Source organism: Variovorax sp. RKNM96, assembly GCF_017161115.1.
Lineage (GTDB): Bacteria > Pseudomonadota > Gammaproteobacteria > Burkholderiales > Burkholderiaceae_C > Variovorax.
Genome location: NZ_CP046508.1, coordinates 5667003 through 5682210, shown reverse-complemented (window position 1 = coordinate 5682210; position 15208 = coordinate 5667003). Strand labels below are relative to the sequence as shown.

Here is a 15208-nt window from a genome sequence, read left to right as displayed (position 1 = left end):
CGATGAAGATCTGCGTTCATGGCGCCGGTGCCTGGGGCACGGCCGTTGCTGTCAACGCTGCGGCTCGCCACGAAGTCACGCTCTGGGCGCGCGATGCCGCCCAGGCCGATGCCATCTCCAAGGCCCGGGAAAACACCCGCTACCTGCCGGGGCTGGCGCTGCCGGCCTCGCTCGCCGTGCGCGCGGGCGATATCGGCCAGGCGCATGCCGGTGCCGATCTCGTCATCGTCGCCACGCCGATGGCCGCGCTGCGCGAACAGCTCGTCGCGCTGCGCGGCTGCACCGCGCCGGTCGCATGGCTGTGCAAGGGCGTCGAGCCCGCGCTCGATGCCACGTCCTTCGGCCTGCTCGCCCACGAGATATGGGCGCAGGCTGCTCCTGACTTGATGGCCGGCGTGCTCAGCGGCCCGAGCTTCGCGCAGGAAGTCGCCGAAGGCCGCCCGACCGCGCTGGTCGCCGCGAGCCCGCATGCGGCGGTGCGCGATGCGCTCGTCGATGCCTTCCACGGACCGGCCCTGCGCGTCTACGCCAACGAGGACATCGTCGGCGTCGAGGTCGGCGGCGCGGTCAAGAACGTGCTCGCCATCGCCACGGGCCTGTGCGACGGCCTTGCGCTCGGGCTCAATGCCCGCGCGGCGCTCATCACCCGCGGCCTTGCCGAAATGACCCGCTTCGGCCTCGCGCTCGGCGCCCGCGCCGAAACCTTCATGGGCCTTTCGGGCCTCGGCGACCTCGTGCTGACTTCCACCGGCGACCTGTCGCGCAACCGCAAGGTCGGCCTGTTGCTGGCCCAGGGGCGCACGCTGGCGCAGGCCGTCGATTCGCTCGGCCACGTGGCCGAAGGCGTGTACTGCGCGCGCACCGTGGTGCAGCGCGCCCGTGGCCTGGGGCTCGAGATGCCGATCGCGGAAGGCGTGGTGGCGCTGCTCGACGGCCGCGTGAGCCCGAAGGACGCCGTTGCGGCCCTGACCGGCCGCGACCCGGTGCCCGAATCGGTTCCGTCCGGCGCCGCAGCTTCCCCTCGTCAATCCTCCTGAAAACGCAGAGACAAAGCGCCATGAGCCTTCGCTTCGATTTTTCAGCGTCGGCCGTGGCCGCGCTGGCCCTCGCCGACGCCACCCGGGCGCTGCAGGAAGATGTCGCCGACGGCGACCTGACCGCCTCGCTGGTCGATCCCGCCCGCAGGGCCCGCGCCCGCGTGCTGGCGCGCGAAGCCGCCGTGGTGTGCGGCGCGCCCTGGGTCGAGGCGACGATCAGGCAGCTCGATCCCGAGGCCCGCATCACCTGGCTCTGCGCCGAAGGCGAACGCTGCGCGGCCGACCAGACGGTTCTGGAGATCGAAGGCGCCGCCCGCGCGCTGCTGACGGCCGAGCGCACCTCGCTCAATTTCTTGCAGTTGCTGAGCGCGGTCGCCACCAAGACCGCGCTGTACGCGGATGCCGTCGAGGGCACGAGCGCCCGCATCGTGGACACCCGCAAGACCCTGCCGGGCCTGCGCCTCGCGCAGAAGTACGCGGTGCGCACCGGCGGCGGCCTGAACCACCGCATCGGCCTCTACGACGCGGTGCTCATTAAGGAAAACCACATCGCCGCAGCCGGCGGTGTCGCTGCCGCCCTGCGCGCGGTGGCGCCGGTGGCCGAGCAGGCCGCTTTCGTCGAGGTCGAGGTCGAAACGCTGGACCAGTTGCGCGAGGCGCTCGGCGCCGGCGCGCGCATGGTGCTGCTCGACAACATGGACCTGCCCACGCTGCGCGAAGCCGTCCGCATCAACGACGAGGCGGGCGCCGACCGCAAGGCCGTGCTGGAGATTTCGGGCGGCGTCACGCTCGATGGCCTCCGTGCCCTGGCCGAGACCGGTGTCGACCGCATCTCGGTCGGTGCGTTGACCAAGGATGTCAAAGCCATCGACTACTCGATGCGTTTCCAGGAAAGCTGATCCGCCCATGTCGTCCCCGGTCATCGATGTCGACTACGAGCAACCCGCCGCGAAGGCTGGCGCCGCCTGCGACACGCGCCACGCCTGGGCGCGTGTGCCTGCAGAGCCCTCGCCGGACCAGCGCGTCGCGCTAAAGGAGCGCATCCGCCGCCTGCTGCGCGAGCGCAACGCGGTGATGGTGTCGCACTTCTACGTGCATCCCGACCTGCAGGACCTGGCCGAGGAAACCGGCGGCATCGTGAGCGATTCGCTCGAGATGGCGCGCTTCGGCCGCGACCACGCCGCCACCACGCTGGTGGTGTCGGGCGTGCGCTTCATGGGCGAGACATCGAAGATTCTTTCGCCCGAAAAGCGCGTGCTGATGCCCGACCTGGACGCGAACTGCTCGCTCGACCTGGGTTGCCCCGTCGAGGAATTCAGTGCCTTCTGCGACGAGCATCCCGACCGCACCGTGGTCGTCTATGCCAACACCAGCGCGGCCGTGAAGGCGCGCGCCGACTGGCTCGTCACCTCGAGCTGCGCGCTCGACGTGGTGAGCGCGCTGCATGCAGAGGGGCGCAAGATTCTCTGGGGCCCCGACCGCCACCTGGGCGATTACATCCAGCGCCAGACCGGCGCCGACATGGTGAGCTGGAACGGTGCATGCATCGTGCACGACGAGTTCAAGGCGCTGGAGCTCGAACTGCTCATCAAGGAACACCCGTCGGCGAAGGTGCTGGTGCATCCGGAATCGCCGGCCGACGTGATCGCGCTGGCGGATGCGGTCGGCTCGACCTCGGCGATCCTGAATGCCGCGCAGCGCATGGACGCGAAGGAATTCATCGTCGCCACCGACACCGGCATGCTGCACAAGCTGCGCACGCTGAACCCCGGCAAGACCTTCATCGAGGCGCCGACGGCCGGCAACGGCGGCACCTGCAAGAGCTGCGCGCATTGCCCATGGATGGCGATGAACGGGCTGGCCGAACTGGCGAATGCGCTGGAAACGGGCGCGGGTGAAATCCACGTCGATCCGACGCTGGGTCTGCGCGCCCGACTTCCGATCGACCGGATGCTGGCGTTCACCGCCGGCCTCAAGAACGGGCAGGCGCCTGGAAGCCTCATCGCCGGCATCGGCGCGGCCTGATTCCGTATTTCTCCTTCCCCCTCTGGGGGAAGGTCGGGATGGGGGCGGGCAGAGCGCTCGATGGATACGCCGCTTGCCCCCACCCCAGCCCTCCCCCGGAAGGGGAGGGAGCAAGACCCTAGAACTCCAGCGTGCAGGAGTCGCCCAGCGCCTCGCGCCACACGCGAACGCGCGCGAGCGACGCCCGGAATTCCGGCAGCGCATCCGCAATGAAGAGGCACAGGTTTTCGAGCGTCGGCGGATGCAGCCCCGCCACGTCATCGAGCAGGTGATGGTCGAGCAGCTCGCGCACGTCGTCGAGCCGCCGCCTCAGCAACCCCAGGTCGATGACCATGCCCGTGACCGGATCGCGCTGGCCTTCGAGCCAGACTTCGGCGTGGTACGTGTGGCCGTGGATACGGCGGCTGCCTTCCACTTCGATATCGCGCTTGAGCGTGTGGGCGGCGTCGAAGAAAAAGCGTTGGCTGATGGTGAAGCGCATAAAAGGCGGGCGGCTATCGGATGCCGGTGATCTTGTGGGTCTGCACGCTCAGGCGCCAAGCGGGCTGGCGCATGCATTCGGCGATGCAGAGTTCGGTATTGGCCACGCGGTCGGGGCCGTCCATGGGTTGCAGGAAGCGGTGCGTGAACTCGCCGGTGCGCGCCATCGTGTCGAGGTCGAACGCGGTCTGCGGCCACACCAGCTTGAGCTCCTGCCCGCGCTGCTGCACCCACGGCGCGCCGGCCTTGGGGCTGATGCAGAGCCAGTCGATGCCTTCGGGCGCGGCGACCGTGCCGTTGCTCTCGACCGCGATGCGGAAGCGCCGCGCATGCAGCGCATCGACCAGCACCGCATCCACCTGCAGCAGCGGTTCGCCGCCGGTCAGCACCACCAGCCGGTGCTCGGCATCGTTGGCAGGCCACTGCGCGGCGATGGTGTCGGCGAGCTGGTCGGCGCTCTTGAACTTGCCGCCGAGCGTGCCGTCGGTGCCGACGAAATCGGTGTCGCAGAAACGGCAGACGGCACTGGCGCGATCTTCCTCGCGCCCCGTCCAGAGGTTGCACCCGGCAAAGCGGCAGAACACGGCCGGCATGCCCGCCTGGCCGCCTTCGCCTTGCAGCGTGTAGAAGATTTCCTTGACGCTGTAGGTCATGCAGCCAGCACCTCGATCTCGAGGTTGTCGATCAGTCGCGTGCTTCCCAGCCGTGCCGCGGCCAGCGCCACCAGCGGTTCGCCGTGCAGGCCGAAGGAGGGCGCCTGAAGGTCGGCGCGGCGCCGCAGCACCAGATAGTCCGGCTGCCAGCCGCGCTGCGTGAGTGTCTGCATTGCCCGCGCTTCGATCGCGGCCAGATCGCGCTCGCCCGCTTGCACCGCCGCGGCCATCGCCTTCAGTGCCTTCGACAGCTGCACCGCTTCCGCACGCTCGGTCTCGTTCAAGTAGCCGTTGCGCGACGAGAGCGCGAGCCCGTCGTCGGCGCGGAAGGTCTCGCTGCCCACGATCTCGATGGGCAGCGCGAACTGCCGCACCATGTGGCGGATCATCATCAGCTGCTGGTAGTCCTTCTTGCCGAACACCGCCACACGCGGCTGCACGCAGGTGAAGAGCTTCATCACCACCGTGCACACGCCGATGAAGAAGCCGGGGCGAAAGTGGCCTTCGAGGATGTCGGCGAGCGCCGGATCGGGGTGCACCTTGCAGGTCTGCGGCTCGGGGTAGAGCGCCTTCTCGTCGGGCGCGAACAGCACGTCGCAGCCGGCGTCGCGCAGCCTGGCGCAATCGCTTTCCCAGGTGCGCGGGTAGGTGTCGAAGTCTTCGTGCGGCAGGAACTGCAGGCGGTTGACGAAGATGCTCGCTACCGTCACGTCGCCGAGCGGCTTGGCCTGCGTGATCAGCGCGATATGGCCGTCGTGCAGGTTGCCCATGGTCGGGACGAAAGCGGGGCGCTTGAAAGCCGAGAGATGGTCGCGCAGTTCGGCGATGGTGTGTGCGATGTGCATGGAGATCGGTCCTTACCAGGCGTGGAGTTGATCGTCGGGAAAGCTGCCGTCCTTGACGGCCTGCACGTAGGCCTTGAGCGCGGGCAGCACGCCCGGCGCGTCGGCCATGAAGTTGCGCACGAACTTCGGCATCTTCCCGAGGTTGATGCCCAGCATGTCGTGCAACACCAGCACCTGGCCGGCGGTGGCCTTGCCCGCGCCGATGCCGATGGTGGCGCAGTGCCTCAGCTCGGTGGTGAGCTCGGCGGCAAGCGCGGCCGGCACCATCTCGAGCACCAGCATCGCGGCACCCGCGTCCTGCAGCGCATGCGCGTGCTGCTTCAGCAGCGCGCCCGCGTCACCCTTGCCCTGCACCCGGTAGCCGCCGAGCGCATGCACGGTCTGCGGCGTGAGGCCGAGGTGCGCACACACCGGAATGCCGCGCTCGACCAGGAAGCGCGCCGTCTCGGTCGTCCAGCCGCCGCCTTCGAGCTTGACCATGTGCGCGCCCGCCTGCATCAGCACGGTGGCGCTGCGCAGCGCCTGCTCGCGCGATTCCTGGTAGCTGCCGAAGGGCAGGTCGGCGATCAGCCAGGCCGTGCCCTGCACGCGGCGCAGGCCCCGCGAGACGCTGTCGGTGTGATAGCGCATGGTCTCCAGGCTCACGCCCACGGTGCTGTTCAGGCCCTGGCAGACCATGCCGAGCGAATCGCCGACCAGCAGGCAATCGACGCCCGCCGCATCGGCCATCGCCGCGAAGGTGGCGTCGTAGGCGGTGAGCATCGAGATCTTCTCGCCGCGCGCATGCATGTCGGCCAGGCGCGGCAGGCTCACGGGCTTGCGCGAGGCGGGCGTCGAGGCCGGGGGCAGCGTGCCGTAGGGCGAGGCGGGCGTGGTTTCCGGCGATGGGGTGGTGGTGTTCGACATGGTTGGGTTTCTCCCTGCGGGCGTCGGTGGCCGGGCATCCTTGAGTGAAGAAAAACGCGAGATGGGTGGGTCGTCAGTCCGCCGAAGGCACCAATACGGTCGGTGCAGTCGGCTCTGCGAGCGAAGGATAGTCGCGGCTGAAATGCAGCCCGCGGCTCTCGTGGCGGGCCTGGGCCGATCGCACGATCAGCTCGGCCACCTGGACCAGGTTGCGCAGCTCCAGGAGGTCGCGCGTGACGTGGAAGTTCGCATAGAACTCCTGGATCTCGGCCTGCAGCAGCGCGATGCGGTGGCTCGCGCGCTCCAGGCGCTTGTTGGTGCGCACGATGCCCACGTAGTCCCACATGAAGCGGCGCAGCTCGTCCCAGTTGTGGGAGATGACGACGGCCTCGTCGGCATCGGTGACGCGGCTTTCGTCCCACGCGGGGAAAGCGACGCTGTCATGCCCCGGCGCGCCGGCGATGGCGCCCGCCGCCGCGCGTGCGAACACCATGCACTCGACCAGCGAATTGCTGGCCAGCCGGTTGGCGCCGTGCAGGCCCGTGCAGGCGGTCTCGCCGATGGCATAGAGCCCGGGCACATCGGTGCGGCCAGCGAGGTCGCTGAGCACGCCGCCGCAGGTGTAGTGCGCGGCCGGCACCACGGGAATGGGTTCGCGCGTGATGTCGATGCCCAGCTCGGCGCAACGCGCGAGGATGTTGGGGAAGTGTTCCTTCAGGAACGCCGCGGGCTGGTGCGAGATGTCGAGGTACACGCAGTCCAGCCCGTGCTTCTTCATCTCGAAGTCGATGGCGCGGGCCACCACGTCGCGCGGTGCGAGTTCGGCGCGCTCGTCATGTTTCGGCATGAAGCGCGTGCCGTCGGGCAACTTCAGCAGGCCGCCTTCGCCGCGCACTGCCTCGCTGATCAGGAACGACTTGGCATGCGGGTGGTAGAGACACGTCGGGTGGAACTGGATGAACTCCATGTTCGACACCCGGCAGCCCGCGCGCCATGCCGCGGCAATGCCGTCGCCCGTGGCCGTGTCGGGGTTGGTCGTGTAGAGGTAGACCTTGCCCGCGCCGCCCGTCGCCAGGATGGTGTGCGGCGCGCGGAAGGCGAGCACCTCGCCGGTGGCGTCGTCCAGCGCGTAGAGGCCCACGCAGGCCGGGTCTTTCAGTCCGAGCTTGGTGCCGGTGACCAGGTCGACCAGCGTGTGGTGCTCGAACAGCGTGATGTTCGGCGTGCGCCGCACCCGTTCGATCAGCACCTGCTGCACGGCCGCGCCGGTGGCGTCGGTCACATGCACGATGCGGCGCTGGCTGTGGCCGCCTTCGCGCGTCAGGTGCAGGTCGCCGCCTTCTTCCGAGAACGGCACGCCCAGTTCGCGCAGCCAGCCGATGGCCTCGGGTGCGTGCTCGACGACGAAGCGCGTGGCCTCGGGGTCGCACAGGCCCGCGCCGGCGATGAGCGTGTCTTCCACATGCGCGTCGAAGCTGTCGCCCGCGGCCAGCACCGCCGCGATGCCGCCCTGCGCCCAGGCGCTGGAGCCGTCGTTCAGCGCGCGCTTGGTGAGCACCGCCACGCGGTGCGTGGGCGCCAGGTGCAGCGCGGCGGAGAGGCCGGCGAGGCCGCTGCCGACGATGAGGACGTCGAAATCGAGCACGGCGAAATCTTCGGTGGTGGGGTCAGGCTGGCGAATAGGCCAGGCGAACGTAGATCGGCGCGAAGGCTTCCGCCTGCGTGATGTCGATCAGCGTTTCCTTCGCGAGCTCGAGCATTGCGATGAAGGTGACGATCAGCACGGGCGCGCCGCGCGACACGTCGAAGAGTTTCTCGAACTCCACGAAGCGCTGCCCCTGCAGGTGGCGCAGCACGATGCTCATGTGCTCGCGCACGTTGAGCTCTTCGCGTGAGATCTTGTGGTGCTGCACGAGCTTGGCGCGCTTCATGATGTCGGCCCAGGCATCGCGCAGGTCGATCACGTTCACGTCGGGAAAGCGCGGCTTGAGCGACTGCTCGATGTAGACCTGCCCCTTCCAGAAGTCGCGGCCGTAGGTCGGCATCGCGCTGATGGCGGCGGCCTGCAGCTTGGTCTGCTCGTATTCGAGCAGGCGGCGCACGAGTTCGGCGCGCGGGTCTTCGGCCTCTTCGCCCTCGGCCACCTTCTTGGGCGGCAGCAGCATGCGCGACTTGATCTCGATCAGCATCGCGGCCATCAGCAGATATTCGGCCGCGAGTTCGAGATTCGTCTGGCGGATCTCGTCGACGTAGCTCAGGTATTGCCGCGTGAGCCCCGCCATCGGGATGTCGAGGATGTTGAAGTTCTGCTTCCGGATCAGGTACAGCAGCAAGTCCAGCGGACCTTCGAAAGCCTCGAGAAAGACCTGCAACGCCTCGGGCGGGATGTACAGGTCCTTGGGCATCGCGAACAGCGGCTCGCCATAGAGCCTGGCGAGCGCGACCTGGTCGACCACCTCGGGCATCGCCATCACCGGCGTGTCGTTGTCCTCGTCTCTGCTCATTGGGCGAGCGCTATCAATTCAATAGCTGTCGACGCAATGCGGACGGGCAACGGATGCCGAATTGGCACCATTTACTTGACTTGGGTCTGGTAGACGTACGGCTGCTGCGGCACGCGGGCTTCGCCGTATTCCTCGAGCAGGCCGCGGTCGAGGTTCTTGTCCCAGAGGAGGGCACGGCCGGCGCGCTGTTCGGCTTCCAGCGTCGGCTTCTTTTCTTTCATCTCCTCGATGAAATTGGTGATCTCGGAAGAGTAGTGGGGGCGGCGGAAGATGGACATAGACTGGACCTTTGTAGCCTGAATTTTACCGGGGACGGCATGGGACATCGGCAACAGTGGCAGATCGGCATGGCAACGGCGTTGCTGGCGGCGGTGATTGGCCTGGCGGGCTGCGACAACCAGCGCATCGCTGAACTCGAAGAAGGCGTCGCCACGGAAGCCGATGTGCGCACCAAGTTCGGCCAGCCCGAAAACATCTGGGACGCCCCGGACGGCGGCCGGATCTTCGAATACAACCGCCAGCCCCAGGGCCAGAAGAACTACATGATCACCATCGGCCGCGACGGCAAGATGAGCGCGCTGCGCCAGGTGCTCACGCCCGAGAACTTCGCCAAGGTGCAGCCGGGAATGATGATGGAAGACCTGCGCAAGCTGCTCGGCAAGCCCGCCAAGGTCACGCCCTATGCGCTCAAGCGCGAGACCGAATGGGAATGGCGCTGGGTGCAGCCGCCGAATTCACCGATGGTGTTCACCGCCACGCTCAATGATGACCAGCGCGTGGTGCGCAGCGGCTCGTCGCCGGACCGGGCGACCGAGGCGAACTAGCCTTCAGCGGCCTGCGGCCTTCCGGCCGCCAGCTCTTCCGCAAACCCCGAACGCTCGATCACTTCACGCGGCTGCGGCTGCAACGATTCGATCCGCAGCACCCCGTCGCGCGCCAGCACCGCCCTGTGCAGCTGGCGCAGAGCGTCGATGCCGGTGGCGTCCAGGTAGATGAGGTGCGTGGCGTCGAGCACCACCGTCATGCCGCGCGGCGCGCGCTCGGCCGCGTTCACCGCCTCGTCGAGCTTGGCGGCCGCGCCGAAGAACAGCGCGCCGTAGATGCGGTAGGTGAGCACCGGCGGCTGCAGCGTCTCGAGCTCGACGCTGAAGAGCCCGCTCATGCGCCGGATGAAAAGCGCGCACGCCAGCACGATGCCCACCTGCACCGCCACCGTCAGGTCGAACACGACGGTGAGGAAAAAAGTGCCGAGCATGAGCAGCCGGTAGTGCCGGCTGAAGTGCCGCAACTGGCCCGGCGTGAACTCGCGCCACTCGCCCATGTTCAGCCCCACGAACACCAGGATGCCCGCCAGCACCGCAAGCGGCACATGGCGCGCGAGCGGCGCGGCCAGCAACACCACGACCATCAGCGTCACCGCATGCACGATGCCCGCAATCGGCGAACTGCCGCCTGAGCGGATGTTGGTCACCGTGCGCGCGATGGTGCCGGTGGCCGGCATGCCGCCGAAGAAGGGCGTGACGATGTTCGCGATGCCCTGCGCCATCAGTTCCTGGTTCGGGTCATGGCGCGGCTGGCCGCTTATCTGGTCGGCCACGCGCGCACACAGCAGCGACTCGATGGCCCCGAGCAGCGCGATGGTGAGCGTCGGCGTGACCAGCTGCTTGACCGTCTCCCAGGAGAAATCTGGCAGCGCGAAGCTGGGGGCGCCCTCGGGAATGCCGCCGAAGCGCGTGCCGATGGTCTCCACCGGCAGCGCGAAGCCCCATGACACCAGCGTGAGCGTGACCAGCGCGACGATCGGCCCCGGCACGCGCGCGCCCATCTGCACCGCGCGCGTCTGCGCGATGTGCAATGGCAGGCGAGGCAGCCGCCGCCACAGCACCAGCCCGGCCACGCAGGCCACGCCGAGCGCGAAGGCATGGGGGTTGAAGGTGCCGATCCGCAGCGCCATCGCATGCAGCTGCGAGAACACGTCGGCCGGCATCTTCTCGACCGAGAGCCCGAGCAAATCCTTCAGCTGCGACAGCAGGATCAGCACCGCGATGCCGTTGGTGAAGCCCACCACGATCGACAGCGGCACGAAGCGCACCAGCCGCCCGAGTCCGAAGAGCCCTGCCGCGAACAGCAGCACGCCGGCGCAGGCGGTCGCGATCAGCAGGTTCGCCACGCCGTAGCGCTCGACGATGCCGTAGACGATCACGATGAAGGCGCCGGCCGGCCCGCCGATCTGCACCGCCGAGCCGCCCAGGAGCGAGATCAGGAAGCCCGCAATGATCGCCGTCCAGATGCCGGCCTCGGGCTTGAGCCCCGAGGCGATCGCAAAAGCCATGGCCAGCGGCAGCGCCACGATGCCGACCGTCGCGCCCGCACCCAGGTCCTTGAAGAAACGCTCCCGGCTGTAGTCCGCCATCGCGTCCAGCAGGCGGGGGCGAAAGCGGGTGAGGTTCAGCGGGGATGGCATGGGTGGCCGATTGTGGCCCGAGGGCCCTTTCGACAGCGCTCGCCGCCACCATGCGTACTTTCGATCAACTTATCCAAAACAAGGGATGCAGATACAGTTTTCACATTAATTGACATTTTGAAACCAACATTACCGAGGGAGCCGGGTCCATGCACATCCTGCTTGTCGCAAGCGCGTTCAACAGCCTGACGCAGAGGGTTCTGGCCGAACTCCAGGACCGCGGCCACACCGTCGGCGTCGAGCTGGCCCTCGGCAACGACGACGCCTTGCGCGACGCGGTGCGCACGCATGCGCCCGAGCTCATCGTGGCGCCGATGCTGACCACCGCGATTCCCGAAGACATCTGGAGCGCCCACACCTGCCTGATCGTCCACCCGGGCCCGCCGGGCGACCGCGGCCCATCCTCGCTCGACTGGACGCTGCGGGACGGCGCCGAAAGCTGGGGCGTCACCGTGCTCGCGGCCGTCGCCGAGATGGACGCGGGCGATGTCTGGGCCTGGTCGCCGCTGAAGGTGCCGCCGCTGGCCGGCAAGAGTGATCTCTACCGCGGCGAGGTGGCCGATGCGGCCATCGACGCGGTGCTGCTCGCGGTCGAGCGCTTCGCCTCGGGCACGTACAAGCCGAAGCGGCAGAAGGTGGCCGATCTCGCGGCGGGCTGGCGTCCGTTCCTCAAGCAGGCGGAGCGCCGCATCGACTGGGCCACCGAATCGACCGAGTCGGTGCTGCGCCAGCTTCGCGCCGCCGATTCGCAGCCCGGCGTGCTCGACGAACTGCTCGGCGCGCAGTGGTACCTGCACGGCGCGTATCCCGAAGACGAACTGCGCGGCACGCCCGGCGAGCTGATCGCCACCCGCGCCGGTGCCGTCTGCCGCGCCACGACGGACGGCGCGGTCTGGATCGTGCAGATGCGCCCCTGGTGCGCGCCGGGCTCGGGGCTCGCGAGCTTCAAGCTGCCGGCCGTCGATGCGCTCGGCGACCTGTTGCCCGCCGGCCTGCCCGAAGTGCCCGCGCCGCTGCAGCTGCCGGCCGGCCGCCGCACCTGGACCGACATGCGCTACAGCGAGCACGGCGCGGTCGGCGTGCTGAACTTCTCGTTCCCCGGCGGCGCGATGAGCAGCGTGCAATGCCGCCGCCTGCTGGAGGCCTACCGCTTCGCCCGCACCCGGACGACGTCGGTGCTGGTGCTCGGCGGGTTGCGCGACTTCTTCTCGAACGGCATCCACCTCAACGTGATCGAGGCCGCGCCCGATCCGGCCGAGGAATCGTGGGCCAACATCCACGCGATGAACGACCTGGTCGAGGCGGTGATCACCACCACCGACCGGCTCACTGTCGCGGCGCTGGGCGGCAATGCGGCGGCCGGCGGCGTGATGCTCGCGCTCGCGGCGGATGAGGTGTGGTGCAGGGACGGCGCCATCCTCAACCCGCACTACAAGCTCATGGGCCTCTACGGCTCCGAATACTGGACCTACACCCTGCCGCGCCGCGTGGGCGAAAGCGAAGCCGAGCGGCTCACGCAATCGGCGCTGCCGGTGAGCGCGAAGCGCGCGGTCGAGCTCGGCATGGCCGAGCGCGTGCTGCAAGCCGCACCGGAAGAACTGGGCGATGAAGTGATGCGGCTGGCCACCCAGCTCGCGGCCTTGCCCGACCTGGCCGCCCGGATCGCGAAGAAACAGGCGAAGCGCGCTGAAGACGAATCGGTGAAGCCGCTGCAGCAGTACCGCGATGAAGAACTGACGCACATGCGCCGCAATTTCTTCGACCGGAACGAGCCGCATGCGGCTCTGCGCTCGGCCTTCGTGCGCAAGGAAAAGGTGCAGCACACGCCCGCGCATGTCGCGCAACTGGGCCTGCCGCGCTGAATTCCAGTTGCTTACTTACTGTCCGGAATGACCGCGTCCGCCGCGGCGCCCACGGCCTTGCCGGTGATGCGCGCGGTGCCGATGGCCGCGTCGGCTGCCAGGCCGACCGCGCTGGCGCCCACGCTCACCGCGGTGCCTGCGACGGTGACCACGGCGCAGCCGCTCGACAGCATGGCGCCGAAGAGCGCAAGAACAAGAAGCCGGAAGCGGGGACGGATGCTTTGCATGCGCGGATTTTGCACCCGGCCCCCGGGCAGGGCCTAGTCCTGCGCCAGGCTCGCCAGGATCGCATCCCGGTCCTGGTCCAGTCGCGGCGGCTGCCGCAGCACCTGTGTGCGGTGCCCGCCCACATGCACCGGATTGCCCGCCACCGTGAGCGATCGGCCGCCCTGCGTCTTCACGTGCACCAGCATCTCGCGCGCCTGCACCTGCGGGTCTTTCACCACCGCGGCGACGTCGTTGTATTCGCCGGTCGGAATGTTGTGCGCCATCAGGAGCGTCTGCCAATGCGCGCAGGGTGCGGAGGCCAGGCGCTGCTCCAGCAATTGCTTCAGCGCCTCGTGGTGCTGGCAGCGCACGGGGTTGGTCGCAAAGCGCGCATCGTCCAGCAGCGCCGGCAGTTCGAGTGCCGTGCACAGGCGCTGGAACAGCGCATCGTTGCCCGCCGCGATCACGAACCAGCCGTCCGCCGCACGGAACACGTCGAACGGCGTGATCGACGGGTGCCGCGAGCCGATCGGGCCTGGCGCGCGCCCGTCGGCTTCCATGCGCGATATCGCGTTCTCGAGCAGCGCGACCTGGCAATCGAGCATCGCCACGTCCACCCGATCGCCGAGGCCGGTGCGTCCGCGCTGCAGCAGCGCGGCCTGCGTGCCGATGGCCGCGTAGAGGCCGGCGCCCAGGTCGCCGATCGACACGCCCACGCGCGTCGGCGGCGCGCCGGGGTGGCCGGTCAGGCTCATGATGCCGCCCATCGCCTGCACCACCATGTCGTAGGCGGGCCGCCTGCTGTAGGGGCCCGTCTGGCCGAAGCCCGAGACCGAGGTGAACACGAGTTTCGGAAAGCGCGCGTGCAGCGTGGGCCAGTCGTAGCCCAGCTTTTCCATCGTGCCGGGCCGGAAGTTCTCGACCAGCACGTCGGCCGTGGCCAGCAACTGCTCGAAGATGGCCCGGTCGGCCGGCGCCTTCAGGTCCAGCGCGATCGACTCCTTGTTGCGGTTGACCGACATGAAATAGGCCGAGTCGCCCTCCACGAACGGGCCGATCTGCCGTGCGTCGTCGCCCAGGCCCGGCTGCTCCACCTTGATGACGCGCGCGCCCAGGTCGGCGAGCAGCAGCGTGCAGTAGGGGCCCGCGAGCACGCGCGTCAGGTCGATGACGGTGAAGCCCTGCAGCGGGCCGCCCTGCGGTGTGCCCTCAGATGTGCCCGGCGTCATTCGACGGTCGCGCCGGAGCGCTCGGTGAGTTCCTTTGACTTCGCGCCTTCGGCCAGCGCCCAGGTGCGGAATTCGGCGAGCGACTTCGACGGCGCCGACTCATTGCCCGACTTCTCCAGCCGCGCCTTCACGTCGGGATCGTTGAGCGCCGCCACGCTCGCATCGAACAACTTCTGCGTCATCTCCGGCGGCAGGCCAGCCGGTGCGAAGAGGCCGAACCAGAAGGTGTAGTCGTAGCCCTTCACGCCGGCCTCGGCGACGCTCGGCACATCGGGAAAGAGCGGCGAACGCTGGCCCGAGGTGACGGCCAGCACGCGCAGCTTCTGGCCCTGCGCCATCGGCAGCACCGAGGGCGGCGTGCCGAAGGTCAGCTGCACATCGCCGGCGGCAACCGCCTGGATCGACGGGGCGCCGCCCTTGTAGGGCACGTGGAGCATGGTCACACCGGCCGCCTTCTCGAACGACAGGCCCGCCAGGTGCGTCACCACGCCGGTGCCCGACGACGAATACGCCAGTTTCCCGGGGTTCTGCCGCGCTTCGGCGATCAGCGCCTGCACGGTCTTCGCGCTCACGTCCTTGTTGACCGCGAGCAGCATCGGCGCGGAGCTCCAGCGCGAGATCGGCACGAAGCTCTTCGCTCCGTCGTACTTCACGGCCTTGTAGAGCAGCTTGTCGCTGCCGTAGAGATTGCCGCTGCCCAGCAGCAGCGTGTAGCCGTCGGGCGCCGCGCGCGCGACCTGGTCCGACGCGATGGTGGTGCCCGCGCCGGGCTTGTTGTCGATGATGATGGGCTGCCCGAGGACCTTGGCGAGCTTGTCGCTCACGATGCGCGCCACGGTGTCGGCGCCGCCCCCGGCGGGGAAGCCGACCACCAGGGTGATCGGGCGCGAGGGGTAGGTGTCCGCGAAGGCGCCGGCCGGGGCGAGCAGGGCTGCCGCCGCGAATGCAATGGCTCGAAGGGGGTTCATTTGTTGTCTCCTGTGTCGGGTCGAAGGG

At 68.7% G+C, this 15208-nt stretch carries 16 protein-coding genes; 5 read left to right on the top strand and 11 right to left on the bottom strand.

Annotated features, from left to right (window positions below; translation table 11 throughout):
• Positions 1–2: 2 nt before the first annotated feature.
• From GNX71_RS26330 to nadA, 3 genes are read left to right on the top strand one after another with little or no spacing between them, the layout of a single operon-like run.
• Positions 3–1037, top strand: coding sequence for an NAD(P)H-dependent glycerol-3-phosphate dehydrogenase (locus GNX71_RS26330; protein ID WP_206175155.1), 1035 nt, complete (start codon positions 3–5; stop codon positions 1035–1037).
• A gap of 20 nt (positions 1038–1057) precedes the next feature.
• Complete coding sequence (nadC, locus tag GNX71_RS26325) at positions 1058–1936, top strand: carboxylating nicotinate-nucleotide diphosphorylase (RefSeq protein WP_206175154.1); 879 nt, start codon at positions 1058–1060, stop codon at positions 1934–1936.
• 7 nt (positions 1937–1943) lie between these two features.
• Positions 1944–3062, top strand: a complete 1119-nt coding sequence (gene nadA / locus GNX71_RS26320) for a quinolinate synthase NadA (protein ID WP_206175153.1) — start codon at positions 1944–1946, stop codon at positions 3060–3062.
• A 118-nt stretch (positions 3063–3180) separates the two neighbouring features.
• Here the strand turns inward: nadA and GNX71_RS26315 are convergent, their stop codons facing one another.
• The 7 genes from GNX71_RS26315 to GNX71_RS26285 form a co-directional block, all read right to left on the bottom strand.
• Positions 3181–3543, bottom strand: coding sequence for a 6-carboxytetrahydropterin synthase (locus GNX71_RS26315; RefSeq protein WP_206175152.1), 363 nt, complete (start codon positions 3541–3543; stop codon positions 3181–3183).
• Between the two features lie 13 nt (positions 3544–3556).
• Positions 3557–4195, bottom strand: coding sequence for a 7-carboxy-7-deazaguanine synthase (gene queE / locus GNX71_RS26310; protein WP_206175151.1), 639 nt, complete (start codon positions 4193–4195; stop codon positions 3557–3559).
• The gene (gene panC, locus GNX71_RS26305) at positions 4192–5040 is read right to left on the bottom strand and encodes a pantoate--beta-alanine ligase (RefSeq protein WP_206175150.1); all 849 of its coding nucleotides are present in this window, start codon (positions 5038–5040) and stop codon (positions 4192–4194) included. The genes queE and panC overlap by 4 nt, the downstream gene beginning before the upstream one ends.
• A 12-nt stretch (positions 5041–5052) precedes the next feature.
• Entirely contained in the window at positions 5053–5946 is an 894-nt protein-coding gene (panB, locus tag GNX71_RS26300; protein ID WP_206175149.1) for a 3-methyl-2-oxobutanoate hydroxymethyltransferase, read from the bottom strand.
• Between the two features lie 73 nt (positions 5947–6019).
• Entirely contained in the window at positions 6020–7591 is a 1572-nt protein-coding gene (nadB, locus tag GNX71_RS26295; RefSeq protein WP_206175148.1) for an L-aspartate oxidase, read from the bottom strand.
• A gap of 22 nt (positions 7592–7613) precedes the next feature.
• Positions 7614–8450, bottom strand: coding sequence for a ScpA family protein (locus GNX71_RS26290; RefSeq protein WP_206175147.1), 837 nt, complete (start codon positions 8448–8450; stop codon positions 7614–7616).
• 71 nt (positions 8451–8521) lie between these two features.
• Positions 8522–8728 carry a DUF3460 family protein gene (locus GNX71_RS26285; protein ID WP_206175146.1) on the bottom strand — a complete coding sequence of 69 codons (207 nt, stop codon included), beginning with the start codon at positions 8726–8728 and terminating at the stop codon, positions 8522–8524.
• Positions 8729–8797: 69 nt separating this feature from the next.
• On the opposite strand from GNX71_RS26285, the gene GNX71_RS26280 reads away from it, so the two are divergent.
• The gene (locus GNX71_RS26280; protein WP_206179694.1) at positions 8798–9274 is read left to right on the top strand and encodes an outer membrane protein assembly factor BamE; all 477 of its coding nucleotides are present in this window, start codon (positions 8798–8800) and stop codon (positions 9272–9274) included.
• On the opposite strand, the gene GNX71_RS26275 is transcribed toward GNX71_RS26280, so the two are convergent.
• Entirely contained in the window at positions 9271–10914 is a 1644-nt protein-coding gene (locus tag GNX71_RS26275) for a SulP family inorganic anion transporter (protein ID WP_206175145.1), read from the bottom strand. The two genes, GNX71_RS26280 and GNX71_RS26275, sit on opposite strands and share 4 nt — an antisense overlap.
• A 149-nt stretch (positions 10915–11063) precedes the next feature.
• Here GNX71_RS26275 and GNX71_RS26270 point away from each other — a divergent pair, with 149 nt between their 5' ends.
• Positions 11064–12776 carry an enoyl-CoA hydratase-related protein gene (locus GNX71_RS26270; RefSeq protein ID WP_206175144.1) on the top strand — a complete coding sequence of 571 codons (1713 nt, stop codon included), beginning with the start codon at positions 11064–11066 and terminating at the stop codon, positions 12774–12776.
• Positions 12777–12787: 11 nt separating this feature from the next.
• On the opposite strand, the gene GNX71_RS26265 is transcribed toward GNX71_RS26270, so the two are convergent.
• From GNX71_RS26265 to GNX71_RS26255, 3 genes are read right to left on the bottom strand one after another with little or no spacing between them, the layout of a single operon-like run.
• Positions 12788–13003 (bottom strand): hypothetical protein, encoded by a 216-nt coding sequence (locus tag GNX71_RS26265; protein ID WP_206175143.1) that lies wholly within the window; start codon positions 13001–13003, stop codon positions 12788–12790.
• Positions 13004–13036: 33 nt separating this feature from the next.
• Positions 13037–14212, bottom strand: coding sequence for a CoA transferase (locus GNX71_RS26260; RefSeq protein WP_206175142.1), 1176 nt, complete (start codon positions 14210–14212; stop codon positions 13037–13039).
• Complete coding sequence (locus GNX71_RS26255; RefSeq protein WP_206175141.1) at positions 14209–15180, bottom strand: tripartite tricarboxylate transporter substrate binding protein; 972 nt, start codon at positions 15178–15180, stop codon at positions 14209–14211. The genes GNX71_RS26260 and GNX71_RS26255 overlap by 4 nt, the downstream gene beginning before the upstream one ends.
• Positions 15181–15208 lie beyond the last annotated feature (28 nt).